The 23667-nt window shown below is 40.5% G+C and carries 27 protein-coding genes, 1 pseudogene and 2 riboswitches; of the genes and pseudogenes, 18 read left to right on the top strand and 10 right to left on the bottom strand.

The features are described 5' to 3' along the window. Window positions 1-31: 31 nt before the first annotated feature. A riboswitch (SAM riboswitch) is annotated at window positions 32-185 on the bottom strand. A gap of 71 nt (window positions 186-256) precedes the next feature. After that, window positions 257-1039, bottom strand: a complete 783-nt coding sequence (locus V3595_RS18660) for a carbon-nitrogen family hydrolase (RefSeq protein WP_485908723.1) — start codon at window positions 1037-1039, stop codon at window positions 257-259. A 99-nt stretch (window positions 1040-1138) separates the two neighbouring features. Here V3595_RS18660 and V3595_RS18655 point away from each other — a divergent pair, with 99 nt between their 5' ends. The 7 genes and pseudogenes from V3595_RS18655 to V3595_RS18625 form a co-directional block, all read left to right on the top strand. Further along, window positions 1139-2311: an aminotransferase class I/II-fold pyridoxal phosphate-dependent enzyme gene (locus V3595_RS18655; RefSeq protein ID WP_485908722.1), complete on the top strand. Its 1173-nt coding sequence runs from the start codon at window positions 1139-1141 to the stop codon at window positions 2309-2311. Between the two features lie 131 nt (window positions 2312-2442). After that, a riboswitch (SAM riboswitch) is annotated at window positions 2443-2596 on the top strand. Window positions 2597-2701: 105 nt separating this feature from the next. Beyond that, window positions 2702-3934, top strand: coding sequence for a 2,3-diketo-5-methylthiopentyl-1-phosphate enolase (gene mtnW, locus V3595_RS18650; protein WP_402904974.1), 1233 nt, complete (start codon window positions 2702-2704; stop codon window positions 3932-3934). Window positions 3935-3940: 6 nt separating this feature from the next. Then, window positions 3941-4600, top strand: a complete 660-nt coding sequence (locus V3595_RS18645; RefSeq protein ID WP_137017699.1) for a 2-hydroxy-3-keto-5-methylthiopentenyl-1-phosphate phosphatase — start codon at window positions 3941-3943, stop codon at window positions 4598-4600. After that, a complete protein-coding gene (locus tag V3595_RS18640; protein ID WP_485908721.1) occupies window positions 4597-5226 on the top strand; it encodes a methylthioribulose 1-phosphate dehydratase in 630 nt (209 codons plus the stop codon). Before V3595_RS18645 ends, V3595_RS18640 begins: the two co-directional genes overlap by 4 nt. A gap of 24 nt (window positions 5227-5250) precedes the next feature. Next, a complete protein-coding gene (locus tag V3595_RS18635; protein ID WP_137023436.1) occupies window positions 5251-5784 on the top strand; it encodes a cupin domain-containing protein in 534 nt (177 codons plus the stop codon). 124 nt (window positions 5785-5908) lie between these two features. Further along, window positions 5909-6835: a CobW family GTP-binding protein gene (locus tag V3595_RS18630; RefSeq protein ID WP_485908720.1), complete on the top strand. Its 927-nt coding sequence runs from the start codon at window positions 5909-5911 to the stop codon at window positions 6833-6835. Window positions 6836-6900: 65 nt separating this feature from the next. After that, window positions 6901-7047, top strand: a pseudogene (locus V3595_RS18625) (DUF2188 domain-containing protein); the annotation flags it as partial. Between the two features lie 57 nt (window positions 7048-7104). On the opposite strand, the gene V3595_RS18620 reads toward V3595_RS18625, so the two are convergent. After that, window positions 7105-7347: a DNA alkylation repair protein gene (locus V3595_RS18620; RefSeq protein WP_101225235.1), complete on the bottom strand. Its 243-nt coding sequence runs from the start codon at window positions 7345-7347 to the stop codon at window positions 7105-7107. A gap of 16 nt (window positions 7348-7363) precedes the next feature. Here V3595_RS18620 and V3595_RS18615 point away from each other — a divergent pair, with 16 nt between their 5' ends. From V3595_RS18615 to V3595_RS18590, 6 genes are all read left to right on the top strand, one after another. After that, window positions 7364-7723 (top strand): hypothetical protein, encoded by a 360-nt coding sequence (locus tag V3595_RS18615; protein ID WP_485908719.1) that lies wholly within the window; start codon window positions 7364-7366, stop codon window positions 7721-7723. Window positions 7724-7841: 118 nt separating this feature from the next. Continuing rightward, a complete protein-coding gene (locus V3595_RS18610) occupies window positions 7842-8804 on the top strand; it encodes a YncE family protein (RefSeq protein ID WP_485908718.1) in 963 nt (320 codons plus the stop codon). A 5-nt stretch (window positions 8805-8809) separates the two neighbouring features. After that, a complete protein-coding gene (locus V3595_RS18605; protein ID WP_137017705.1) occupies window positions 8810-9496 on the top strand; it encodes a response regulator transcription factor in 687 nt (228 codons plus the stop codon). Beyond that, window positions 9493-10908 (top strand): sensor histidine kinase, encoded by a 1416-nt coding sequence (locus V3595_RS18600; RefSeq protein WP_485908717.1) that lies wholly within the window; start codon window positions 9493-9495, stop codon window positions 10906-10908. Before V3595_RS18605 ends, V3595_RS18600 begins: the two co-directional genes overlap by 4 nt. A gap of 19 nt (window positions 10909-10927) precedes the next feature. Beyond that, window positions 10928-11365 carry a FixH family protein gene (locus V3595_RS18595; protein ID WP_402904990.1) on the top strand — a complete coding sequence of 146 codons (438 nt, stop codon included), beginning with the start codon at window positions 10928-10930 and terminating at the stop codon, window positions 11363-11365. 458 nt (window positions 11366-11823) lie between these two features. Then, the gene (locus V3595_RS18590) at window positions 11824-12546 is read left to right on the top strand and encodes a CAP domain-containing protein (protein ID WP_485908716.1); all 723 of its coding nucleotides are present in this window, start codon (window positions 11824-11826) and stop codon (window positions 12544-12546) included. 192 nt (window positions 12547-12738) lie between these two features. Here V3595_RS18590 and V3595_RS18585 read toward each other — a convergent pair whose 3' ends face one another. Beyond that, window positions 12739-13206: an Hsp20/alpha crystallin family protein gene (locus V3595_RS18585; protein WP_485908715.1), complete on the bottom strand. Its 468-nt coding sequence runs from the start codon at window positions 13204-13206 to the stop codon at window positions 12739-12741. 158 nt (window positions 13207-13364) lie between these two features. On the opposite strand from V3595_RS18585, the gene V3595_RS18580 reads away from it, so the two are divergent. Continuing rightward, window positions 13365-14138 (top strand): SDR family oxidoreductase, encoded by a 774-nt coding sequence (locus V3595_RS18580; protein WP_485908714.1) that lies wholly within the window; start codon window positions 13365-13367, stop codon window positions 14136-14138. A 48-nt stretch (window positions 14139-14186) separates the two neighbouring features. On the opposite strand, the gene V3595_RS18575 is transcribed toward V3595_RS18580, so the two are convergent. The 3 genes from V3595_RS18575 to V3595_RS18565 all read right to left on the bottom strand — a co-directional run bounded on the left by V3595_RS18575 (window position 14187) and on the right by V3595_RS18565 (window position 17628). Continuing rightward, a complete protein-coding gene (locus V3595_RS18575; RefSeq protein ID WP_485908713.1) occupies window positions 14187-15542 on the bottom strand; it encodes an MATE family efflux transporter in 1356 nt (451 codons plus the stop codon). Window positions 15543-16082: 540 nt separating this feature from the next. Continuing rightward, window positions 16083-16205, bottom strand: a complete 123-nt coding sequence (locus V3595_RS18570) for a hypothetical protein (protein ID WP_307271019.1) — start codon at window positions 16203-16205, stop codon at window positions 16083-16085. Between the two features lie 310 nt (window positions 16206-16515). Continuing rightward, window positions 16516-17628 carry a mechanosensitive ion channel family protein gene (locus V3595_RS18565; RefSeq protein WP_485908712.1) on the bottom strand — a complete coding sequence of 371 codons (1113 nt, stop codon included), beginning with the start codon at window positions 17626-17628 and terminating at the stop codon, window positions 16516-16518. 193 nt (window positions 17629-17821) lie between these two features. On the opposite strand from V3595_RS18565, the gene V3595_RS18560 reads away from it, so the two are divergent. Both V3595_RS18560 and V3595_RS18555 read left to right on the top strand, forming a co-directional pair. Beyond that, a complete protein-coding gene (locus V3595_RS18560; RefSeq protein ID WP_485908711.1) occupies window positions 17822-18910 on the top strand; it encodes an undecaprenyldiphospho-muramoylpentapeptide beta-N-acetylglucosaminyltransferase in 1089 nt (362 codons plus the stop codon). A 52-nt stretch (window positions 18911-18962) separates the two neighbouring features. After that, window positions 18963-19106 (top strand): DUF2639 domain-containing protein, encoded by a 144-nt coding sequence (locus V3595_RS18555; RefSeq protein WP_101225224.1) that lies wholly within the window; start codon window positions 18963-18965, stop codon window positions 19104-19106. Between the two features lie 48 nt (window positions 19107-19154). On the opposite strand, the gene V3595_RS18550 is transcribed toward V3595_RS18555, so the two are convergent. The 4 genes from V3595_RS18550 to V3595_RS18535 form a co-directional block, all read right to left on the bottom strand. Then, complete coding sequence (locus V3595_RS18550; RefSeq protein ID WP_485908710.1) at window positions 19155-19838, bottom strand: LrgB family protein; 684 nt, start codon at window positions 19836-19838, stop codon at window positions 19155-19157. After that, a complete protein-coding gene (locus V3595_RS18545; protein ID WP_101225222.1) occupies window positions 19813-20205 on the bottom strand; it encodes a CidA/LrgA family protein in 393 nt (130 codons plus the stop codon). The genes V3595_RS18550 and V3595_RS18545 overlap by 26 nt, the downstream gene beginning before the upstream one ends. 205 nt (window positions 20206-20410) lie before the next feature. Further along, window positions 20411-20965: a GNAT family N-acetyltransferase gene (locus tag V3595_RS18540; RefSeq protein WP_034307447.1), complete on the bottom strand. Its 555-nt coding sequence runs from the start codon at window positions 20963-20965 to the stop codon at window positions 20411-20413. Window positions 20966-21298: 333 nt separating this feature from the next. Beyond that, a complete protein-coding gene (locus tag V3595_RS18535; RefSeq protein WP_352920876.1) occupies window positions 21299-22078 on the bottom strand; it encodes an undecaprenyl-diphosphate phosphatase in 780 nt (259 codons plus the stop codon). Window positions 22079-22286: 208 nt separating this feature from the next. Between V3595_RS18535 and V3595_RS18530 the strand changes: the two genes are divergently transcribed. Both V3595_RS18530 and V3595_RS18525 read left to right on the top strand, forming a co-directional pair. Next, a complete protein-coding gene (locus V3595_RS18530; RefSeq protein ID WP_485908709.1) occupies window positions 22287-22607 on the top strand; it encodes a DUF4870 domain-containing protein in 321 nt (106 codons plus the stop codon). A 231-nt stretch (window positions 22608-22838) separates the two neighbouring features. Then, window positions 22839-23633, top strand: a complete 795-nt coding sequence (locus V3595_RS18525; protein ID WP_485908708.1) for a hypothetical protein — start codon at window positions 22839-22841, stop codon at window positions 23631-23633. The last annotated feature ends 34 nt before the right edge of the window (window positions 23634-23667 follow it).

Genomic DNA, 23667 nt, shown 5'->3' with positions numbered 1-23667 from the left:
ATAGAAAGAGGCAGAAGTTTTGGCTTCGGACCTCTTATCTTCCAGAATATGAATTCTGGTGGAATTAGCACCGTGCTCTGTGGATTTTATAATCCGGCGGTGAATCCGCCCCATTTCACAATGGTATTACAGTCGGTTGCTGGGCTTCATAGGGCCTTTATCCCTCAGCCTGCTCTTGATAAGAGTAAATGTTTTCTGAAATTTTAATCTTCGGGAAAATAATATCAACTTTTTAAATAGTTTGTCAATGGGTAAATTAATAAAAATCAGGACGGCGATCTTCGAATACAGGTATTTTGTTACGTGCTTCCGTAACTTTATTGAAGTCCAAGGTGCCTGTCAGGAGTTCGTTTCCTTCTCCGGCTTCACTTATGATATTCCCCCAAGGATCAATAATCAAGGAATGACCGGCAAATATATTATTGACATCAGAACCTGAGCGATTAACGGCTACAACATAGGCTTGGTTCTCGATGGCACGGCTAATCAATAAGGCTCTCCAGTGATCGAGTCTCGGCTTTGGCCATTCAGCCGTAATGAATAGAACTTCGGCGCCTTTAGCGGTATGGGCTCGCTGCCATTCAGGGAAACGGATGTCATAACAAATGAAACCAGCACATATTTTTTCATCAAGAGTAAATAAACCATCTTTTTCTCCTGGCTTAAGGAAATGATGTTCATCCATTAACTGAAATAAGTGAAGCTTATCATATTCTTTTATGAGATTTCCCTGTTTATCGATGATGATCATGGTGTTATAGATTCCATTGCTCGTTTTTTTCGCAATGGAACCGCCTACGATGTGAATCTCGTGTTTCTTTGCCTGTGTTTTAAGAAATTCAATCGTTTTTTCCGCCTCTTGATCAGCAATCTCATTTAACCTGCTTAAGTCGTATCCGGTTGTCCAAAGCTCTGGTAAAATGACGATATCGGGTTCTGACCGTGCTGCTTTTTCCAACCATTGTTCCGCAACCTGAAAATTGATACCCGGTTGCCCGAATGCTATATCCATTTGAATACAAGCTATTTTCCACTTCATCGTTTAAAACCCCCACATGTAAAAAATGCTTTACAAGACTATGATAAACATATATCATTTGTGACTAGAATTTCAAGAAATTTCAGAGAAGGTGTATAAATGGTGCAATTCGAAAAATCCGGACAGCTTCAGGACCTGCCCAAGCAGTTTTTTGCCTCACTAGTCGCAAAAGTCAATGCCATCACGGAGCAAGGACATGATGTCATTAATTTAGGTCAGGGAAACCCTGATCAGCCAACACCAGACCATATCGTGAAAAGTTTGCAGTCTGCCGCTGAAAAAACGATTAATCATAAATATTCGCCATTCCGGGGGCATCAATATTTAAAAGATGCTGCTGCGGTCTTTTATGAACGTGAATACGGTGTCAAGCTAGATCCGAAAAGTGAAGTGGCGATTCTCTTCGGGGGAAAGGCAGGTCTAGTCGAACTGCCGCAGTGTTTATTGAATCCGGGTGATACGATCCTTGTTCCGGATCCCGGCTATCCGGATTATCTTTCCGGTGTTGTTTTAGCCCAGGCAAAGACCGAATTCATGCCCTTGACAGAAGAAAATGATTTTCTTCCAAAATACAGTGACATACATAAAGAAGTACTTGATAAAGCCAAAATGATGTTCTTGAACTATCCGAACAATCCCACAGGTGCTTCTGCAACTGAAAGTTTCTTTGATGAGACCGTCTCCTTTGCAAAAGAGCATTCAATTTGTGTGGTCCACGACTTCGCTTATGGGGCGATAGGATTCGACGGAAAAAAACCGATAAGCTTTCTTCAGTCAGAGGGAGCGAAGGAAATAGGAATAGAAATATACACATTATCGAAAACATACAATATGGCAGGGTGGAGAGTCGGCTTTGCAGTGGGGAATAAGAGTGTCATAGAAGCTCTTGAACTATTACAAGACCATCTTTATGTGAGTCTCTTCCCGGCGATACAAGAAGCTGCGGCAAGCGCTTTGCTTGACTCGCAGAGCTGTGTAGAGCAGTTAGTGCAGATGTACGAGGGGCGAAGGAATGTTTTCATTGAGGGATTGAGGGCAATCGGCTGGGATGTCAAAGCTCCTGCGGCATCATTTTTTGCCTGGCTCAAGGTACCTAAAGGTTTTACTTCCGAGAGTTTTGCAGATTATTTATTAACGCATGCCCACGTAGCTGTTGCTGCTGGTAATGGATTTGGTGAATTTGGCGAAGGATACGTCAGGGTAGGGCTTCTGACTTCGGAAGAACGGCTGAAAGAGGCTGTGGAACGGATAAGTAAATTAAAATTATTTTAACCACAATGATATATCCGATTAATTCACTCTTATATAGTTAAAACTTATTGACAAAGTAGGGATTACCTGTCAGAATACAAAATAAATTCTTAATCTTTCGATACTTGGATGCAAATTTATATATCAGCGTTTTCTTATTTTGAGCAGGTGGAGGGACTAGCCCTATGAAGCCCAGCAACCGACCGTAATTCCATTGTAAAATGGGGCGGAATTCTTCGCCGGATTTTTCTTGAAATCCACAAGGCACGGTGCTAATTCTTGCAGCCAATGGCTGGGAGATAAGAAGATGGCTTTTTAAAGCCTCTTCTTTATGAAGGGGCTTTTGCCATTTTGAGACCATTTCAGGTTAATGACATCGAGAGTTTACTAACGTGATATAGGAGTGATCAAATGAGCGAGATAGTCGCTACTTATTTAATTCATGATTCTAAGGGAAATCATGAGAAAAAAGCAGAGAGCATTGCCTTAGGATTGACTGTCGGGACATGGACGGACCTGCCCCATTTGGTCCAGAAACAACTGGAAAAACATAAGGGACGCGTCGTATCGGTGACACCACTTTCTGAAGAAGAGAGGGCAAACAGCTACTTTAATCGTAAAATATACCGTTCGCTTATTAAAATTGCCTATCCGGCAAGGAATTTCTCCAATGATTTACCTGCAATCCTCACGACGGTCTTCGGCAAACTATCATTGGACGGAGAAATAAAACTTATCGACCTGGATTTTGTCGGTGATATTCAAAAAGCCTTTCCCGGGCCGCAATTTGGCATTGAAGGCATTAGGAAAAAGGTTGGCGTATTTAACCGGCCCCTGGTGATGAGCATCTTTAAAGGTGTATTAGGAAGAGACCTGACATTCCATAATGAGCAACTGAGGCAACAAGCATTAGGAGGTGTCGACCTAGTTAAAGATGATGAGATCCTCTTCGACCAGGAACTGACTCCATTTTTCGATAGAATAAAAACGGGAAAAAGAATATTGAATGATGTCTATGAAACCACTGGCCACCGAACTTTATATGCTGTCAATCTATCAGGGAAAACATTTGAATTATTGGATAAGGCAGAGCAAGCGGCTGATGCAGGGGCAGATGCCTTGTTGTTCAACGTTCATACATATGGTTTGGATGTATTGCAGGCCTTGAGTGAACATGATCGTATCAAGCTGCCGATCATGGCGCACCCCGCATATAGCGGGGCATTGGCAGCTTCATCATTTTATGGGGTCGGCTATCCATTATTGCTTGGTAAATTAGTAAGGTTATCAGGTGCGGATTTATCCTTGTTCCCATCCCCTTATGGAAGTGTCGCACTTGAAAAGAAGGAGACCTTGGCGATTGCCGAAGCTCTGACAAAAGATGAACTTTCATGGAAAAAAGCCTTCCCTGTTCCTTCTGCTGGCATTCATCCGGGCATGGTTCCGGACCTAATCAAGGATTTTGGAATCGATAGTGTGATTAATGCCGGAGGTGGAATTCACGGGCATCCTGATGGAGCAGAGGGCGGGGCAAAGGCTTTCCGTTCTGCTGTGGAAGCCGTACTGGCAGGAAAGGACCTATCAGAAGCGGCTGCTGAAGATGAAACACTAAAAAAAGCTCTTGTGTTATGGGGAGGCCTATAAGAAATAATGAAACCGATCATCTTTTGTGATTTTGACGGAACGATCACCAACACGGATAATATCATTTCCATCATGAAGAAATTTGCGCCTCCGGAATGGGAAGCGTTGAAAGACGGTGTCCTTCAGCAAAAAATCAGTATATCTTCAGGAGTAGGGGATATGTTTTCCCTGCTTGATAGCGGCTTGAAGGATGACATCATCCAATATGTAAGAAAGACGGCCGGCATTCGTCCAGGGTTTAATGAATTCGTTGAGTATACGAAACAAGCCAACATCCCTTTATATATTGTAAGCGGGGGCATGGATTTTTTCATTGCACCGCTTTTAAATGATATCTTGCCAACAGAGTCCGTTTATTGCAACCATGCATTTTTTGATAAGGAAAAGATTTATATTGAGTGGCCACATGCTTGTGATGATCAATGTAATAATGATTGCGGTTGCTGCAAGCCATCCATTATGAGGGAAATTGCGGGTGCGGAAGATTTTAAATTCGTTATTGGAGATTCAGTAACGGATTTTGAAGCTGCAAAACAGGCCGATTTTGTCATAGCCCGTGACATACTGCTTGAAAAATGCGATAGGGAAGGGATTCCACATCAAGGATTTGAAACGTTTTTTGATGTAATTGATATTTTAAAGCAGCAGGAGGTGGTTAAAGCGTGAACAATCATTCTAAAGAATGGCAGGAGCTGGCCTATATTAAAGCTGAACTGGCCGAGAGGGATTGGTTTATGGGAACTAGCGGGAACTTGTCCATTCGGGAGCCCAAAAGCCCTTACTTTTATATTACGGCAAGCGGTAAGGATAAGAGGAAGCAAACGGATTCAGACTTTTTACTGGTGGATTTAAAAGGAAAGCCAGTTGAAGAAACGAACCTAAGACCATCGGCCGAAACTTTACTTCATACAGTCATTTACCGGAAAACGAATGCGAACTGTGTGCTCCATGTCCATACAGTTGAAAATAATGTGATATCCGAATTGTACGGAGATGAAGGCCAAGTTTCTTTTTGTAATCATGAAATCATTAAAGCGACCGGTCGGTGGGATGAAGATTCGGAACTTCGGATTCCAATCATATATAATCATGCTGACATTCCGCTGTTATCCGATAAGTTCGAGCCACATGTTGAAGAAAACTCTGGCGCAGTGCTGATCCGCAATCATGGTATTACGGTTTGGGGTAAATGCGGACTCGAAGCAAAGAGAATACTTGAAGCTTGCGAATTTTTATTTCAATATCAACTTTTGCTTAATCAACAAAAGGCGTTTGCAGGTTCTTTAAGATAAACACTCATAGAGGAGGAATGAATGATGGCGACAATCAGATTCCATGAAACAAACGAGGTTATTGAAAACGGTGAACAGGTAAAAGGATTTTTAGAAACACAAGGGGTTATTTATGAGCAATGGGACATTTCTAAATTACCGGCCCATCTCGTGGAAAAATACGATCTAACAGATGCTGACAAGGAGGAAATCCTTGTAGCATTCCAGTCAGAGATAGCGGAAATCTCCGAAAGAAGAGGCTATAAAGCGCATGATATCATCACATTATCCGATGCGAATCCGAACTTGGATCAAATGCTTGAAAACTTTAAGCAGGAACATCACCATGAAGATGATGAAGTGCGTTTCATAGCAGGCGGAACGAGTATCTTTGCCATTGAAGGCAAAGATAAACAGTGGTTTGATGTGCGCCTTAATCCAGGAGATCTTATTAGTGTACCAGAATCAACAAGACACTATTTCACGCTTGCAGAGGATAGGAAAACTGTTGCTGTCCGCATTTTCGTTACAGCTGCAGGATGGGTGCCGATTTACGAAAAAGACGAAGTTCAAGCATGAATCAATGTTGAAAAACCAGCTTAAGGGCTGGTTTTTTTATTTGGATCCGGCAAGTGCGTTAGTAAGATAAGTATGATAAAATTTAACCGAATCGAATTTAACCGGATTATAGGAGCAGATAAGAATGAAAACAACCGAAGTATACATATTGGGCGGCTTTCTCGGCAGCGGGAAAACGACGCTTCTTCGAAATATATTAAAGCAGGAAAGTGACGCGGGCAGAAAAGTGGCCGTGCTTTTAAATGAGCTTGGCAGTGTATCGGTTGACAGCGGACTCATTGGTGATGGAGTGCCTCTGAAGGAGTTGTTTGACGGGTGCATCTGTTGCACAATTCAAGATAAACTGGAGGTTCAGCTTCATGAATTGCTAACCGAAAATGACCTGGATGCGGTTTATATTGAAACGACGGGCGCTGCTCATCCAGTTGAAGTATTGGATGGCATCATGTCGCCAATTTTCGCAAAAAGGCTGGAGTATAAAGGGATTATCACGGTGGTCGATTTATTAAGGTGGCGCGATCGCGAGGAACTATCTCCGCAGCTTCGGCAGCTGCTGGCCGAGCAAATCCACCATGCCGATTTCATACTATTGAATAAAGCGGATTTAGTAAGTGAGATGGAGGCTGCACAGCTGATATATACGATACAGGCGCTGAATACGGATGCTGTATGTTTATTGACGGAGTATGCAGACGTTTCCTTGAAATCATTGCAAGGAATGCAAAGAAATCGGCAAAATGGCCATCAAAAGCTTGATGTACATGACCATTTGCATTTAACTGCAGTCGTTCATACATTTGAAGGTGCCGTGGCACAAACCGACTTTGAAGAGTGGCTTAGGTCCCTGCCGGAAACGGTATATAGAATGAAAGGATACATTTCCTTTACACATTCACAATACCCCCATTTATTTCAATACTCCTACGGAATGCCAATGTATATGAATGAAATGATGAAAATGCCATTGAATATCGTCATGATAGGGGAAAAGTTGGATGAGGAAATGTTGATCGGTCAGTTGAAAGCTATAGAAGCGAGAGCGGCCCGATAAACGTTTACCGCCCATATAAGAAGGGAAACATATAAGAAGACTTTCTTATCAAGGAGGCGGTATTAATGCCATGGAATAAGAACGATTACCCAAATTCGATGAAGAATCTAGATAAAGATGTCAGGGATAAGGCTATAGAGATCGCGAATGCATTATTGGATGAAGGATATGAGGATGGAAAAGCCATTCCAATTGCCATAGACCGGGCTAAGATGTCGGTGGGAAAAGATTGAAAAAATGGTCAGACCCATTTGTGGGTCTGACCATTTTTATTCTTGCATTCCAAAGGCGGCAAATGTCTTTTCGTCTTCTATTAATCCGCACGCAGCACATTGCACCCGAACTTCAGGACCATTATATGCTAGATGGAACGGCTGAAGGGAATCGTTCGAATATTGTTCAACAATCTCACCGGATTGCGGATCCTTTTTAACGGGGGTTGCTACTTGCTGAATGAGATTGAAGCGAGATTTATTTGTCCGGCAATTCGGACAGCGGTATACTTGAGACACTGTACTCACTCCTTTTTTGAATTTTAAAAAGCGTGATCGTATTATTAAGATAGTCTTTACGAACTTGATCAATAATATGTATGAATTAGTAATGGATGGAAGGGATACTATGAAAGAAAATATCAGGCAAGAAGAATTACTGGTGGCTTATTTAAGCATATGGAACAATCGTAAGGTGACCGATGGAGGTGGAAGGGAAGTTTTGTCGGAACTCATCCGCCGTGAGCTTTTGGATGAAAATGCCCATCCCCGTGCCCGAAAACCAGTATTGGAGAAATTTTACCTCTGCATTAAACGCGTGATGGAATCTTCGCTTTCGGAAGAAATGAAAAATGCGATCGTCATGCTCTATATCACTGAATTGGAAAAATTATGATTGTCGATTGTGATACGGATGCTTGTTAGCAAATATTCTTTTCCGCTTCATACTTTTTTCACAAATCATTGTTAAAATTTTTTAAAAATAGATATTTAATGAATAAGGAGCTTAAAATATGAAGTGGGGCATTGGGCTTTTTCTTGCCATCGTACTGCTTACTGGGTGTAATAGCGGTAATGCATTTACTAAAATCAATAAAAGTGAATCTTTTCTGGCGACTGTCAATATCAAGGATACTTCTCTGACTTTTATAGATGAAAACTATCATCCATTTGCAAAATGGGATATTTCAGAACCATTTACCGGAGCCCTGCTCCTGGCAGACAAAGATACTATCCTGCTTTATGGAAAAGAGATGAAGAAAGTCCAAGTTTACTCTTTATCAGCAGGAAAACTGATAGACAGTTGGGAAATTGGGAAAGGAATCGTCAATATGCAGTTGTTACGTGATGGAAAAAGCATCGTGGCGGTCAATCAAGCGAATCATTCCATTTATTTTTTAAATGCTGATGGGGAGGAACTGGATATTGTCAAGGTTGGTAAAAGCCCCTTGACCGTTCTTCAAGGAGAGCAAGCGAATCGTTTGTATGTTATTAATTTTGGTGATACCAAATGTTCAGTGATAAATCTTGAAACGAAAAAGGTCGATTTCGAATTTCCCGTACATAGTTCCAGCACTGGCACATTATTAAGGGAAGAAAAGGATGAAATATGGATCGGAGGACACGGTGATGGGGACCAAGTGGAAGAAGATCTATATATTTATTCGGCAAAAACAGGAGAGTTGAAGAAGAAGCTGAAGGCCCCCACCATGCCGATAAAGTTCCTGGAGAATGCTGAAGGCATATTTGTCCTTAGTCATGGTACAAGCTCGTTATATAAATTGAATGATCAATATGAAGAAGTGAAAAGCAAAGTGGTCGGCGTCAACCCCTTTGAAATGGCGAACTTCAATGAAGATGTGGTCGTGGCGGGATATGATAGTGATGAAGTGTATGTAATGGATGCTGAAACAGTCGATGTTAAAAAAACGATAAAAGTCGGCGAAGGTCCGTTCCAATTGATGTTGAGGGAGTAGATGACATGCATGCTTACACCATTTTAGTCGTGGATGATGAAGAAGATATGCGAAATCTAGTTGAAATGTATTTGCTGAACTCAGGTTATCGATGCCTTCAAGCTGCGAATGGAAAAGAAGCTATAAGGATGGTTGAAACAGAGGAAGTGGATTTAATCCTATTGGATATCATGATGCCAGGTATGGACGGTTTCTCCGTTTGTGAAGAAATTCGTGAAAATGGGGAGATCCCTGTGATATTTGTCAGTGCGAAAGGTGAAGAATGGGATAAGGTGAAAGGGCTGAAGCTTGGCGGCGACGATTATATCGTCAAGCCGTTCAATCCAGGAGAATTGGTCGCAAGGGTCGAAGCTGTATTGCGAAGGACAGGGAAATTATCATTGAATGAAGAGAATCAAAACCATGTCCGATTCGGTAAAATTAGCTTGAACTTACAATCCAGAACGGTATTGGTTGAAGGGAAGGCAATCAATTTAACCTTGAAAGAATTCGAATTGCTGTTATTTCTCATGCGTCATAAAAGCCAGGCACTCAGCCGTGAACAACTGCTTGAAAATGTATGGAGCGGGGAGTATGGAGGATCTTTACGTACCGTGGATACCCATATCAAAACGTTACGAATGAAATTAAGAGCGGCCGATTACATTCAAACCGTCTGGGGAATCGGTTATAAGATAGAGGAAAAGAAATGATCAATAAATGGCGAACCCTCTCATTTAAATTATGGCTCACCATCATCACCGCCATCATCCTTTCCGTACTGTTTGCTTACTCACTTTCTCAATATTATTATAAAAATCTATATGTGGAGAAGCTTAAAACAGATTTAGTCAATGAAGCGTCATTGCTAGGGGCGGATTATACCGGCGGTGAAATCAGTGATGACTTCAAGGAAAAAGTTGAATGGTTTAACAGTAAGAATGACAGTGAGGTCTTTGTCGTCAACAATCCCAGGGAATTGAGTGCCTGTCTGCCTTTTGAAATCAATTATGATACCCTTATTTCTGAGGAAGAACGTCAAATGCTTTTAGATGGGAAAGCCGTTGAAAAAGAGGGATATGAGAAAAGGTTTGAAAAGAACATTGTAGCGGCGATCATACCCCTGATTGACGAAGATCGCCTCGAAGGTATCATCTATACATATATTCCAGTAGATTCCATTACGGTTTTACTTAAGGAATTTGCTGCAAAATGGTTGGCAGCGGTCCTATTATTCTTGATAGTCGCGATATTTTTTACTACAAAATGGTTGAAAAGGCTAATCAGTCCGATTAAGGAAATAGAGACTGCAGCCCATCGTGTTTCAGAGGGGAATTATGACATACAGGTCCATGTAAGGAGCCATGATGAAATAGGTAAACTGGCAATAGCCTTTAATGATATGGCCAATTCCATCCATTTGGAAGAAGAAAGAAAAAAAGAATTTCTAGAAAATGTTGCACACGAGCTCAGAACCCCGCTTAGTTACGTAAAGGGATACACGCAGGCCATATTGGATGGTGTCGTGAAAAATGATGAAGAACAACGGAAATACCTTCATCTCATTTCAAGGGAGGCCCTTAGGCTCCAGCGGCTTGTGGGAGATCTGATGGACTTAACAAAAATGGATAGTGATCCATTCTTGTTAAATAAAATCCCAATTGCCTTTGCCCAATTCATTGAAGACGTACTTGTGAAATATGAACCGATAATAAAAGAAAAGCAATTGGACCTGCAGCTGAATCTGGATCCAGACCCGATTATTTTTGGGGATGAAGGAAGGATGGAACAGATCCTGCATAACATTTTTGATAATGCCATTCAGTACACGGATTCTGGAGGGTCGATCCATATTACCCTAATTCAGCATAAAGATGATTGCGAACTGCTGATTACTGACACGGGTAACGGGATCCCGGAAGCGGATCTGCCACATATCATGAATCGTTTTTACCGAGTGAACAAAGCACGTAGCCGTTTTGATGGCGGTTCAGGGCTTGGACTGTCCATTGTCAAAAAATTGGTGGAATTGCAAAATGGTAAGATCGAAATAGAAAGCAAGGAAAAAAGGGGAACAAAAGTCAGGGTCATCCTACCGGTTATAAAAGAAGAATGGAATTCATAAAAAGGGGATACGTTCAAAAATGAAAAAAATCGTGTTATTTTGCATGACGTTAATTTTTTTGGCCGGATGCGGCAAGGAAGAGGAAATTCCGAAAATGTTAAATGTCGATTTAGCTGTCGATCCAATTCAGGGTAAAGTGAATGAGCCTGTGAAATTTCAGGCAAAAGTGACTTATGGGGACGAAGTCGTGACAGATGCGGATGATGTCAGTTTTGAAATTTGGCTTGCGAATAGCGATGACCATGACAAGATTGCAGTAAAACATAAAGGAAACGGCATATATGAATTGGAAAAGACTTTTGATGAAGAAGGAACCTATTATGTATATGCCCATGTAACGGCAAGGGATATGCACAACATGCCAAAGAAAGAATTCGTCATAGGGAAACCAAGCACTCCTGAACAAAATGGCGGGAAAAAGGAAATGGACGAAATGGATGATGAAGAAATGAAATGATGAATGACCATCAAAACCAAAACAATTCGGGAGTGAACCCGAATTGTTTTTTTTTTGAAAAATGGTTCAAGACAATAGGGTAGAAATAATTGGGACAAAAGACGGGGTGTCGAAGTTAAATCGAAAAATTTGTAACATAAAAGTAATGAAAGTCATATTAAGTTGGTTAGATACGATATGTCAACAAAAAGTTATTAGTATTCAATGGAAATGGTTCTATGTAACTACCATTGACAAGTAAGGACTGGAAAAATATGAGTATATATACCGCCGAAAGAAACATAGATAGGTAAAGCATTCTTGCAAGTTTTCTCTGAAACTAGGATAATAATATTTTCTCTTTCGTATCCTGATGAATTCGATGGAAATTGATGGTGCATTTATTACAAAAAGTGCATGTTATGATAATTCCAGAAGCAAAGCACAACACAAATCGAACATCACAGGAGGAAATACGAATGAAAAAGAAAATGTTTATGTCAGCAGCAGCGGCTGCAGCTATTATATTCACAGGAGTAGGAGCTAACCAAGCTGAAGCAGCCAACTGTGATACTGTTAAACAAGTAACATATAAATCTATGAATCAAGAGGATATGCAAAAAGTCCTTAACCAATATCTAGCTAAATACAATATCACTTTACCTGCAGCGCAGGCACAACAAAAACCAGTTCAAAAACCAGTTCAAAAACCAGTTCAGCAAGAAGCTGGAACAACTAACCAAGCAAAACCTGCAGCAAAACCTGCTGCACCAGAAGTAACACCTGATAAATCAACTGATAAAAAACCAGAGACAAGCTCTGAATTAAGTGCTTTTGAACAAGAAGTTGTTAAATTAACTAATGCAGAACGTGAAAAACAAGGTTTGGCAGCTCTTAAAATCGACACTGAGTTGAGCAAAGTTGCACGTATCAAGTCTCAAGACATGAAAGATAAAAACTACTTTGACCACAATAGCCCAACTTACGGCTCACCTTTCGATATGATGAAACAATTCGGAATCAGCTATAAAACAGCTGGCGAAAACATCGCACAAGGTCAACAAACACCTGAAGAAGTGGTACAAGCTTGGATGAATAGCCAAGGACACCGTGAAAACATCATGAATTCTAGCTTTACTCATATTGGAGTAGGTTATGTAGAATCTGGTAACTACTGGACTCAACAATTCATCGGAAAATAATAGATTAATAGAAAAGTGCATCCCATTAACATGGGGTGCGCTTTTTTTTGCGAGAATGGATCATTCCACTCCATGGAAAAAAATCTATTGTGACATCGATTGGTTCTCTATAATGTACCCAAATCTAAAAAAATTGAACCAAGAAATAACAGGAACCGCACCTTATCATCAGCGAGGTCCCGGTGAAGCAACTTAAATCTCGGATACATCGATTTCTGAATACTGTGTATTGAAACTTTTTTGAAGACGTATTTCCAATGTTGATTCTTTATATTGGGCGGATGCTCCTTTTTTCTTAACAGTTGCGGGGAGTGTTATGACATGCCGATTTGACTCTTCAGGAATCCCCTCGATAATGGATTGGTTAGATGTATGGTAAAGTTTCATTTTCTTTAGCCAAGATTCATCTTCTATGGGAATCCTTACGAAGACATATAAGTGGGTTTCAAATACTTCGGCATGTAAAGGATGTTCAGATCTGGCATTTACTTTTTGTGAGCCGCCATCATTTTGATTCATCATACCTTGCATATTGTCAGGGATGACTTGTGAAAATACTTTTTCAATGAATGATTGTACATCACTTTGCTGCATATTTTTCATAAAGTCCTTTTGGTTCGGGTTATTCTTAAAAGAAAAAAGTGAATTCCAGGGAAACATATTGAATTCCTCTCTCCTGCTTATGGTCTGACAGGTTTATTTGTTATATTTTATGCAGCTAAAGCCCATAGGTTCTTTTATATAATTACTAAATTATAGAAAATGGAATAAACTTATGTATAATTAAGTAAAATCCATTAGATAAAGAGGGTAGGCCTGTGGATGAAAAAGTAGCTTTTATTACTGGTGGAGCAACGGGAATCGGCAAAAGGATGGCATTTTCACTCGCGGATAATGGAATGTCCATTATCATTACTTATCGGAAAAGTAAAAAGGCAGCTTTAGCATTAGTGGATGAATTACAGGAAAAATACCATGTTAAGGCACTTGCGATTCAAGGTGACTCGTCAAGTGAAGAAGATTGCCGCAATATTTTGCAAAAGATTTTGGAGGCCTTTGGCCATGTTGATATCTTCGTTCATAACGCAGGGCCATATATGCATGATCGTAAACACATGACTGAATATGGCAGTGATGAATGGAAGTACATCATGGATGGGAATTTAAATGGTTTTTTCTATTTTGCGAAGGAACTTATTCCGCAAATGCGAAGTAGAAACTGGGGCAGAGTCATTACATTAGGGTTTGAACGGTGTGAAACTGCACCAGGCTGGATTTATCGTTCTGCTTTTGCCGCGGCAAAGAGCGGCTTGACCTCCTTGACAAGAACTTTAGCTGCCGAAGAAGCTACACATGGCATCACCGTGAATATGGTCTGTCCTGGTGATATCGTAGGTGATTGGAAAGAGGGGGAAATCAGGGGCGCGAGGGCAGAAAAGGATGGTACGGTTCCGGTCGGCAGACCGGGTACAGGCGAAGATATAGCGAGGGTCGTCACGTTTCTTTGTGATGAGGAGTCAGATTTCATTACCGGCAGCATCATACCGGTAACAGGCGGTAAGGATGTTCTTGGGAAAATATATAAAGCCTAGCGTGAGAATGAAAAAGGGTGAGGCCGGTAATTCAGCCCCACTCTTTTTTTACGCCATTTTTTTATATTTCACTTGCTGTATGAACCGTAAGCGAGCCGCCAAGCCTATAGCTCCGAGAGCCAAGCCGGTAATTAAGCCGATCCAATACCCAAAGGCTCCCATATCGGTATACTTTGCAAAAAAATAGCCAATGGGAAGCCCGAGAATCCAGTAGGAGACCAGTGACATCGCAAATGTGACATTAACATCTTTATATCCACGCAATATACCCTGAATGGGTGCCTGGAGGGCATCCGATATCTGAAAGAAGATGGCATATATTAAAAAATGTGAAGTCAGCATCATTACCTCATGATCTTTTGTGTATAAAGAAGCCACAGGTTCACGGAAGAGGAATAGGATGGTCGACAAAACGAGCGACATCGTCAAGGCCATCGATATGCCAATCCAGCTATACACTTTTGCATCTTTATAACGGGTTGCCCCAATTTCAAATCCAATGACGATCGTCAAAGCCATGGATATACTTAGCGGTATCATATAAAGCAGGGACGCAAAATTCATGGCAATCTGATGCGATGCAATTGTCACGGTATCATACTTACTCATCAAAAGGGTGACGGCCGAGAAAATGCTTGTTTCAAAAAAGATAGCCAGCCCGATGGGGACCCCAATCAATAATAAAGCCCGCCATTCTTTCCAGGAAACCCGGAAAAATTCATTGAAAACCTTATATGTCGAAAACGGGTTGATTTTTATTACAACAAGGATGGCCACCAGGGCAATTAACCAATAAGTAATGGCAGTGGCGTACCCGGAACCGACACCGCCAAGTTCGGGGAATCCAAACTTCCCGTAGATTAACAGGTAATTAAAAAGGACGTTTACCGGGAGTGCACATAAGGTGATGATCATGGAAATCCTGGTCTGCCCCAGAGCATCAATGAAGGCCCTTAACGCATTATAAATGAATAAAGGAATGATACCGAGTGAAAGTGCGATCAAATAATCATGAGCAACCATGTGTACACTATCTTCAAGGTCCATGGCATTCAATACAGGGTTCAAAGAAAACGCCCCAATGATTAATATGAACAAGGCTAAAGCGACAGCTAAATAAATGGCCTGCATCACGGAATAGGAAACGGATTTAGACTGCCTGGAACCGACCAGCTGTGAAACCACCGGCGTTAAGGCAATCAATATCCCGCTCAGCCCCGTGTACACGGGTGTCCATAGCGAACTGCCGATGGAGACGCCAGCAACGTCCTGAGTGCTGTATTGTCCCGACATCATCACATCAAAAAAGGTCATGGCATACATGCTGATTTGGGTTATAAGGATAGGTATCAATATATAAAATAACAGGCGGATCTTTTGTGATTTAGTATAAGTCTGATTCATTAAAGTACCTCAATATCAATATTTGGAATTTTCAACACAATGAAAGAATTATATCACATAAGCATGTGATGTTTTAAGAGTTTTTATTTGAAGCTAAAAAAGACTTGCAGTTTAGGGCAAGTCTCAGTTTGTAGACAAAAGGGGTTCGGAATTAAAAAATTCCGAACCCCTTTTGAAATTCCCTTTGAATTTTCGCTTATTTAAGTTAATAAGTGCAGAGCAAGTATACGTGGATTCCACACATGTGAAAGCCAGTGCGATATGATTTCCATGATAAAGTGCCTCATATCTCAATGTTCGGGGAAAATTAAACGACGCTTTAAAGATACAGACTTGTTTGAACAGACTTCTATCGTATCTTAATGACAACTGCTGAGCCAAAGAACCAACTGTAAGCCATATTTGTTTCAACCTTCTTTCAATTCAATTGTTTTACGCATGAACGAATAATGAAGGTATATTAAATGAAGGTCAGTTTAACTTATTTAGCTGGATCAAAACTTGGGCGTCCTACCTCTGAATACATATCTTTTACCAAATCTAAATGAAAGAGAAGTCAATGGCAGCTTCCATTTTACGAACCAAATGGTTTGCTGGCACCAGTTGATCTAAAGTAATCATTTCAAGTTGATCTCGCTGAATAGAATCATGTTTAGAAAGCATCCTCATCACCTCAAGTTTTAATTAGTCTATTTTAAAACAATAAAGACTTTAGGCAAAAGGGTTCTATCTAAAAGTTAAAACAAAGTAGATTGGAGCGGGTGTGCGAGACTCCTGCGGGAAAAGCGCGTCCAGGGGAGACCCCACAGGCGCAAGGGCGCCGAGGAGGCTCCCGGACCGCCCGCGGAAAGCGAGTGCCTTACGTTATAATCAACGTCAAAATTTGTACAAGCCATAAAAAACTGTAGACAACCTCGATTTTCCTAGAGGTTGTCTACAGTCTGAGACTTGCCGTTTTGGGCAAGTCCTTTTGTCAGTCGCGCATGGATTCAAAATCATTCATGGCTTCCATATTTGAGTCTTTTTGAAGAATGAAGGCTTGGGACGGAATGGCAATTTGTACATCTTCCTGTTCCAATATCTCCATTATTTTAAAGTTCACATCTTCTTTGATTGATAAATATCCTCCAAAGTCCGTCGCTTTCGTGAAGAAATAAAGGTAAAGATTGAAACCGGAATGACTGAACTCATCAAATTTAACCAAAATCGTTTCCGGATGGACTTCAGGATGATCAATCAGCATTCTTTCTATGTCTTTAATGACATTTTCCAATTTTTCTTTTGGTGTCGTGACATTCACACCCAAATGGAAGGCAATCTGTCTTTTGCCCATCTTGGACCAGTTGATGATCGGTTCATTCGAAAGGGTCGCATTTGGAACGGTAACTAAAGCTTGAGCAAAAGTTCGAACTTTGGTGCTTCGGAATGTGATGTCTTCAATGGTCCCCTCCACACTTGGAGTTTTAACCCAATCTCCAATGGTAAAAGGTTTTTCGGTAACGATGACGATACCCCCGAAGAAATTGCTGACTGTATCTTTAGCGGCAAGAGCGAAAGCCAATCCACCCAATCCAAGCCCTGCAACGAATCCATCGACATTAAATCCCCATTCTTCCGCGATGATGGAAGCACCAAAAGCAATGATGATTAATTTTATGATTTTCGTAAAGAACGGCATGACGATTTGATCGACTTCAAGTCCGAATTTACTTACTAATTTCGGAAATAAAATGGTTAAGATCGAACTGATATTGAAAATCGTCCAAATTATTAAGAAGACAAAAAATGATCTGTATATTTTTGATCTTAATTCAACCGAAGGTGAGTCAATCGGAAAATAGTGTAGTGAAATGATAACACCAATCAAAACGATAAGCCATCTTACCGGCTGTTCTATTGCGAGCATTAAGTTGGCGGCAAATTCTACTTTACGTTTTTCTGCAATTCGTAGAAAGAACTTGAATATATATGTAGTAAATACTTTCCGAAGCAAAAGAAAGATTAGAAAAATGCCAATGGAAATTCCTAATTTGGTCCAGGCTTCGATCCCATCAAATTGATTGAGTGATTCAGAAACTTCTTGCAATGTATTACTCCTCCAATGTATCTTGTAGTATTGTAGAATACTAAGATTATAATATATTCATGCTGAAAAAGGAAAAATAATCGATGATTACTTTCATCATGGGGATTTTACGGTTCACTGAATACTTTTTCAAGTTATTAATGGCAAGGATATATGGTAATATGGATGCAAAGTGATTTTTTAAGTTTGGAAGGTGGAAATATTGACTAAGAAAATAGTATTTACCGGAGGCGGTTCTGCCGGTCATGTATCTGTTAACGCAGCAATCATCCCGGAATTTTTAAAGCATGATTGGGATGTTACTTATATTGGTTCAAAAAAAGGCATTGAAAAAAATATCATCGAAACGGAATTTCCCGAGGTCCGTTATGAAACGATTTCCGTTGGGAAATTCCGACGTTATCTATCTGTTGAAAATATGAAAGACCCTTTCCGGGTCATAAAAGGGATTTTTGATGCACGAAAAATATTAAAAAAGACCAAGCCGGATTTCATTTTTTCTAAAGGTGGATTCGTTTCGGTTCCAGTCGTTTTGGCAGGCAGGATGCTGAGAATACCGATTGCGATACATGAATCGGATTATACGCCTGGTCTGGCTAATAAGATTGCCATGCCACTTGCATCGAAAATTTTCACCACTTTCCAGGAAACGGAAAAAGACCTTCCGAAAGAAAAGGCCATGTATCTAGGCGCTGTATTGCGCGATGGGATTTTTAAGGGAAGCGCTTCTGCTGGTAAGGCATTCTGTGGATTCACGAATAACAAACCGGTGTTACTCGTTATGGGCGGGAGCCTTGGGGCCGTTAAAATCAATAATCTGATAACAGATAACCTAGATGCCTTATTAAAGGATTACCAGATTATACACATTTGCGGGAAGGGAAATGTGAAAACGGAATTGAAACAAAGGGGATATGCTCCTTTTGAATTCGTACATGAAGAATTATTCGATCTTTTGGCGGCTGCTGATGTCGTTGTGTCAAGGGCAGGTTCAAATTCAATCTTTGAATTCCTTGGTTTGCAAAAGCCGATGCTGCTTATCCCTCTAAGTGCCAATGCATCCCGCGGAGATCAAATCCTGAATGCGTCAAGCTTTGAAAAACAGGGCTTTTGTAAAGTCATTCAAGAAGAAGAGTTAAATGACCGGATTTTTAATGCTACATTAGCGGATTTATTGGAACAATCGGATGAATATCAGGAAAAAATGCGTCAAAAACGCCCATTCAAAACGGCAGCTGAAATGTATGAATTATTACTTCAAGTAATGGCTGCAAAAAAATAAGTATCAATCCCCTCTATGCAGCATATCTTTTTCGAACAGAGGAGGGGGTAGAATGGCTTATGAATATTCCAAAGGATGGTTCATTCAGCAGCTGAAAGCTGCAGGGATAAGCTATCATCCAATTGAGAAAAAAAAGCTGGAGCTGTATAAAACCTATATTCTTAGGCGTTTATACGACGATCTGCAAAAAAGATAAATCATAAAAAAGAACCGCAACGTCATTGACGTTACGGTTCTTTTTATTTTATAGAAAATTACTTATAAAAGGAAAAAAACAGGAAATAAGGATACCTGCGATAGCCATTGCCGCACCTGCGACAGCCCCGGTGAACTCACTTTCCTGGGCAGCTTGAGCAGTTCCAAGACCATGAGCGATCGTACCATAAGCGATACCACGAGCGAAGGGCATCGTGATGTTTAGTTTATCCATCATTTTTGGAGCGATCATCGTACCCAGTACCCCAGTCAAAATGACAAAGGCTGCTGATATATTGGAATTTCCGCCATAAAGTTCCGTGATTTCAACAGCGATGGGCACTGTAATGGATTTAACCGCCAATCCTTGGAGTATGAATTGCGGAAGAGAAAATGCTTTAGCGATGGCGAAGGCAATGATCAATGTGACCATAAGACCAAATATCATGCCGCTAATTGCCGGCATTGCATATTTAACGATTATCTTTCTATTTTTATAAAGTGGTACGGCCAAAGCAACGGTAGCCGGTCCCAGGAAATAGGTGATGATGTCTTTTCCCGGTGAATAATCTTCGAAGTCCAAACCGCTGATCAGCAGTACGAGAATTATTGTAACCGTACTGAAAAATACGGGCGTCGTAAAAGGTGATGGATGTTTAGCATATATTTTCCTTCCAATGAAATAGGCAAGGAAGGTTATCAAGATGCTATATGTTGTGATGAGCGCTGTCATGCTGCTTAACCTCTCCTCTATGGGATAGCTTCTGAACAGTCCAAGCTGAAACGATGAATCCAAATATCAGGCTGACTCCCAATGTAAGTGCCAATGGCAAACCGAATTTAATGAAAAGCCATCCCATTGTCATTAAACTGATTGAAATGGGGATGAAGAAAAAGGCTAGGTGCTTTACCAAAAATCCTGAAGTAAGTTCAATCCATTCGACTTTTATAACCTTCGTCTGTAATAAACCGAATAACAGAATCATGCCGATGACGTTGCCTGGTATGGGTAATTGAAGTAAATTGGCTAAATAATAACCGAGCTTGCAAATGATGAGCAGGAAGATAAGCTGCACGATAAAAGCAAATGTTTTTTTCATGATTAAGTCCTTTCAATGACGCTTTGAATATATTGATGAATTGGTCAATTGTATTCATTATAAAAAAATATCCCTAAAAAGAATAGGGATTTGCAGCAATCTATCTTAAACATCCTATGCAAATGGAAAAAAGAGCTTTCCAGGTTTGGAAGCTCCGGCCATTATATGAAAAGATAAACAAAGCCATATTGAAATGTTCTTCGCTTTATGCTTCAAGTAACTGCTGTTCGTCATCATCATGCTGTCTAAGGATATGAAAGGTGTATAAATCTTTAGGGATTTCATACAAATCGTAGATATCGCCTTCATGATTGATCTGATCATAAAGGGATTTTCTAGTTTCGTTGGCATTGACGGCATAGGGAAGCTTTTCTGCGGCTTTTATAGAGCGGATATTTTTTTTGCGAATACGCATGAAGACCGTTTCCAAACCGAGCTCGAAAAAAAGCTCTTTGAAGAAAGCGTCTTTTGCAATGGCATTATACCCTTTTCCATGATATGGCTTGCCAAGCCATGTGCCTAAGAAACCTGCACCATTTTCAATATCGTATAAAGAAATACAACCGATGGGATTTTCCCATTCATCCAAGATTGTTCGTGAAATGAGTTGCCCAGCATCTTCGGCTTCGATCGTTTGCTTAGTAATGAAAACATATTCTTCATATGAATCTACCTTATGGCGCACGAAAGGGAAGACATCTGGATGCGTCATTTGTTCATAAAGAGAAAAACAATCTGTGAAATCTCTCTTTTTTAACATTTCCGTCCCTCCGTTTGAGGGCAGTTCTTATGCGTAGTCGCTGCCCACCCTCGAAATTTTTTAAGTCGTTCATCAAAAAATTTCGGGGTGGGAATCGAACCCACTAGAACCGGAAACCGGTGGCGCACCATTTGCCTTCCCTATTTTTATTGTCAGAAAATATGCAAATCTAAAGAACCTTACGAAGGTATAATACTAAAAAAAAAACGGTTTGGGAATAGGTTTTTTGCCTTTTTTTTTCGTCAAATTTCAACTTTTTCTTGAAGGGTGAAATCGTCAGGCAAACGCCTGCATTTTTCCTTGAAAAACTGGTTTTTTCGCCCGCTTTTTTCTTTAAAATTTACCTGTGAATTGCATGAATAAAATGATTGCGCCGAGGGCCCACACATAAATGGAGAATATTTTCAGTGAACGCTTTTTTAAGAAATCGATCATCCATACTACGGCTATATAACCAAAGATTGCTGCGGCCAGGGTTCCGACGAAAAGCGCAGTGAGTGGAAGCCGTTCAACATCTCCAGTAAAAATCGGTTTCATCTGAAATACGATGCCCCCCGTAATGGCAGGAATTGAAAGCAAAAAGGAAAAATAGGCTGCGGTGGCCCTATCCAATCTGCAGAAGAGGCCGGCGGCAATAGTTAGGCCGGAGCGCGAAAGAGCAGGCATGATGGCAGCAGCTTGGAAGGTACCGATAATCAGCGCATCTTTAATGGAAATTTCATTAAGGGATTTGGCCCCTTTTTTCACTCCGTCCGCTACCCATAAAATCAGTCCGGTCGCTAAAAATTCCCAGCCTATGGTGACACCTGTTTTTGAAAGGCCATCAAACCAATCCCCGAGTAAAATGCCGGCAATCACTGCAGGAATCGTCCCAGCAATGAGAAGCAGAGTCATTTTGGAGAAAGGATTTTTCAAAATGGCAATTATGTCATTCTTATAGACGACCAATAACGCCAGCAATGTTCCGATGTGGAGCATGGTATCCAGAAAAATGCCGGCCTCGTCAAGATGGAAAATATGCCGACCTAAATATAAATGTCCAGTACTTGAAATAGGTAAAAACTCAGTCAAGCCTTGAATGATCCCAAGGATGAAGGCTTGAAATTCATTCAGCAAAAAAACATCACTCCATTCTAGAAGGTATAGGACAATCCATTATTTAAACTGTATGCACAAGAATGATGAACATGTCCGGATTTTATTGGCTTTATCAAGAAAAAGCAGTCCAATTTTACCTTTTTTCGAATAAAATGAAAGGAAAAATGAAACTATTTTTCATTTGATTCGTAATTATTCATATGAGAAAGGAGGAGAAGACACTATGCCTAATAAAGATGAAAGAGTGTTTGCTGCCCTTATTTATGTGATCAGCTTTTTTACAGCATTTATCGGTCCTTTGGTGATTTGGTTATTGAAGAAGGAATCGTCACAATTTGTGGATTATCACGGAAGGGAATACTTGAATTTTTTCATTTCCTACACCGTATATTCAATAGTCGCAGGGATACTCACTATAGTATTGGTTGGATTCTTGCTATTGCCGGTTATCGGGATAGCTTTAGTCGTATTCACCATCATTGCTGCTGTTAGGGCTTATGAAGGAACGGATTACAGGTTCCCGTTGATTTTCAGGATATTATAGAATGATGTAAAAGGATTCCGTTCAATACGGAACCCTTTTTGTAATGAACCATGTTGGGAATTGCCATTAATTAAAAAAGGGAATAGATCATATTAACGCGAATAAAGTATTATGATATTTACTTCAATGCACTTTTAGGAAGTGGATGCCGGGCGGATTGTGGTACTGCTAGCCAATGGCCGCCCTTAAGGCGGCAATCTTTCTTGTAAGGAGTGAGGAGCAGAGCGGGATATGAATATACGTGAATATTATCAAAAAACGAGTAATTCTAATTTTCATGCATCTTGGATATCTCTTCTTTTGGCATTTGTATTTTTCATTTTCCATATTTTTGCGATGATACCGGGCAATATATTATTGATCACGTCTCCTTTTATTTTCTTTAGCATTGCCCAATTTGTCAGTCATCGTATATATGAAAATAGAATGAATGAATTGCCTGATGAACTCGTGGGGACGAATACCGGGTTATTAAAAAATGAACATATTTTATTGACTTTTATGCCAGCACCGACATTGCGCCTGCTCCTTTTTGCGCCTGATGGGTCACTAATGGGCGAGATACGGGATTTGAATATGAAGTGGTTCATGTGGATGATACCCAATTTCTTGTCGATGCTCATGACCAAGCGATATGAACTGGTGGACCATGAAGGGCGTTTGCTGGCTAAGTACCATATCAAAAGGGGGCTTTTCAATAAAATGACGATCATGGATGATCAGGGCGGCATTATAGGATCGTATCAAGAAAATCGATCATTCGTGAAAATCAATGGAATGATCTATAAGGAAGACGGTACGGAATGGATGCCCATCGAAACGCCGGGGAGCGTGAATTCTTTCGAGATTGTCACAAAAGACGGGGAAAAGATCGTTTCATACCAAGAAGGCTGGATGCCTTTGGAGTGGGGGAAACGATTCAAGACAAATACACCCATACTTTCTTTTTCATCAAATGTTGCTGAAATTCCTAAAATCATCGTCTTTGGTTTCTGTGCAGCCACTCTGAATCATCGTTCAAATTGATTAGGGTTACCCTTTAGCAAATCTTTTAAATATT

Source organism: Bacillus sp. CFBP9009 (assembly GCF_036541465.1).
Classification (GTDB): Bacteria; Bacillota; Bacilli; order Bacillales; family DSM-1321; genus Peribacillus.
Note: the sequence above shows the minus strand (reverse complement) of the source record. Positions and strands in the feature narration are given on the sequence as shown.

What these genes read in the sequence shown, in the direction of transcription:
- V3595_RS18660 (WP_485908723.1), bottom strand. Translation starts at nt 1,039, where the DNA reads ATGAAGTGGAAAATAGCTTGTATTCAAATGGATATAGCATTCGGGCAA.
- V3595_RS18655 (WP_485908722.1), top strand. Translation starts at nt 1,139, where the DNA reads ATGGTGCAATTCGAAAAATCCGGACAGCTTCAGGACCTGCCCAAGCAG.
- mtnW (WP_402904974.1), top strand. Translation starts at nt 2,702, where the DNA reads ATGAGCGAGATAGTCGCTACTTATTTAATTCATGATTCTAAGGGAAAT.
- V3595_RS18645 (WP_137017699.1), top strand. Translation starts at nt 3,941, where the DNA reads ATGAAACCGATCATCTTTTGTGATTTTGACGGAACGATCACCAACACG.
- V3595_RS18635 (WP_137023436.1), top strand. Translation starts at nt 5,251, where the DNA reads ATGGCGACAATCAGATTCCATGAAACAAACGAGGTTATTGAAAACGGT.
- V3595_RS18630 (WP_485908720.1), top strand. Translation starts at nt 5,909, where the DNA reads ATGAAAACAACCGAAGTATACATATTGGGCGGCTTTCTCGGCAGCGGG.
- V3595_RS18610 (WP_485908718.1), top strand. Translation starts at nt 7,842, where the DNA reads ATGAAGTGGGGCATTGGGCTTTTTCTTGCCATCGTACTGCTTACTGGG.
- V3595_RS18605 (WP_137017705.1), top strand. Translation starts at nt 8,810, where the DNA reads ATGCATGCTTACACCATTTTAGTCGTGGATGATGAAGAAGATATGCGA.
- V3595_RS18600 (WP_485908717.1), top strand. Translation starts at nt 9,493, where the DNA reads ATGATCAATAAATGGCGAACCCTCTCATTTAAATTATGGCTCACCATC.
- V3595_RS18595 (WP_402904990.1), top strand. Translation starts at nt 10,928, where the DNA reads ATGAAAAAAATCGTGTTATTTTGCATGACGTTAATTTTTTTGGCCGGA.
- V3595_RS18590 (WP_485908716.1), top strand. Translation starts at nt 11,824, where the DNA reads ATGAAAAAGAAAATGTTTATGTCAGCAGCAGCGGCTGCAGCTATTATA.
- V3595_RS18585 (WP_485908715.1), bottom strand. Translation starts at nt 13,206, where the DNA reads ATGTTTCCCTGGAATTCACTTTTTTCTTTTAAGAATAACCCGAACCAA.
- V3595_RS18575 (WP_485908713.1), bottom strand. Translation starts at nt 15,542, where the DNA reads ATGAATCAGACTTATACTAAATCACAAAAGATCCGCCTGTTATTTTAT.
- V3595_RS18570 (WP_307271019.1), bottom strand. Translation starts at nt 16,205, where the DNA reads ATGCTTTCTAAACATGATTCTATTCAGCGAGATCAACTTGAAATGATT.
- V3595_RS18555 (WP_101225224.1), top strand. Translation starts at nt 18,963, where the DNA reads ATGGCTTATGAATATTCCAAAGGATGGTTCATTCAGCAGCTGAAAGCT.
- V3595_RS18550 (WP_485908710.1), bottom strand. Translation starts at nt 19,838, where the DNA reads ATGACAGCGCTCATCACAACATATAGCATCTTGATAACCTTCCTTGCC.
- V3595_RS18545 (WP_101225222.1), bottom strand. Translation starts at nt 20,205, where the DNA reads ATGAAAAAAACATTTGCTTTTATCGTGCAGCTTATCTTCCTGCTCATC.
- V3595_RS18540 (WP_034307447.1), bottom strand. Translation starts at nt 20,965, where the DNA reads ATGTTAAAAAAGAGAGATTTCACAGATTGTTTTTCTCTTTATGAACAA.
- V3595_RS18530 (WP_485908709.1), top strand. Translation starts at nt 22,287, where the DNA reads ATGCCTAATAAAGATGAAAGAGTGTTTGCTGCCCTTATTTATGTGATC.
- V3595_RS18525 (WP_485908708.1), top strand. Translation starts at nt 22,839, where the DNA reads ATGAATATACGTGAATATTATCAAAAAACGAGTAATTCTAATTTTCAT.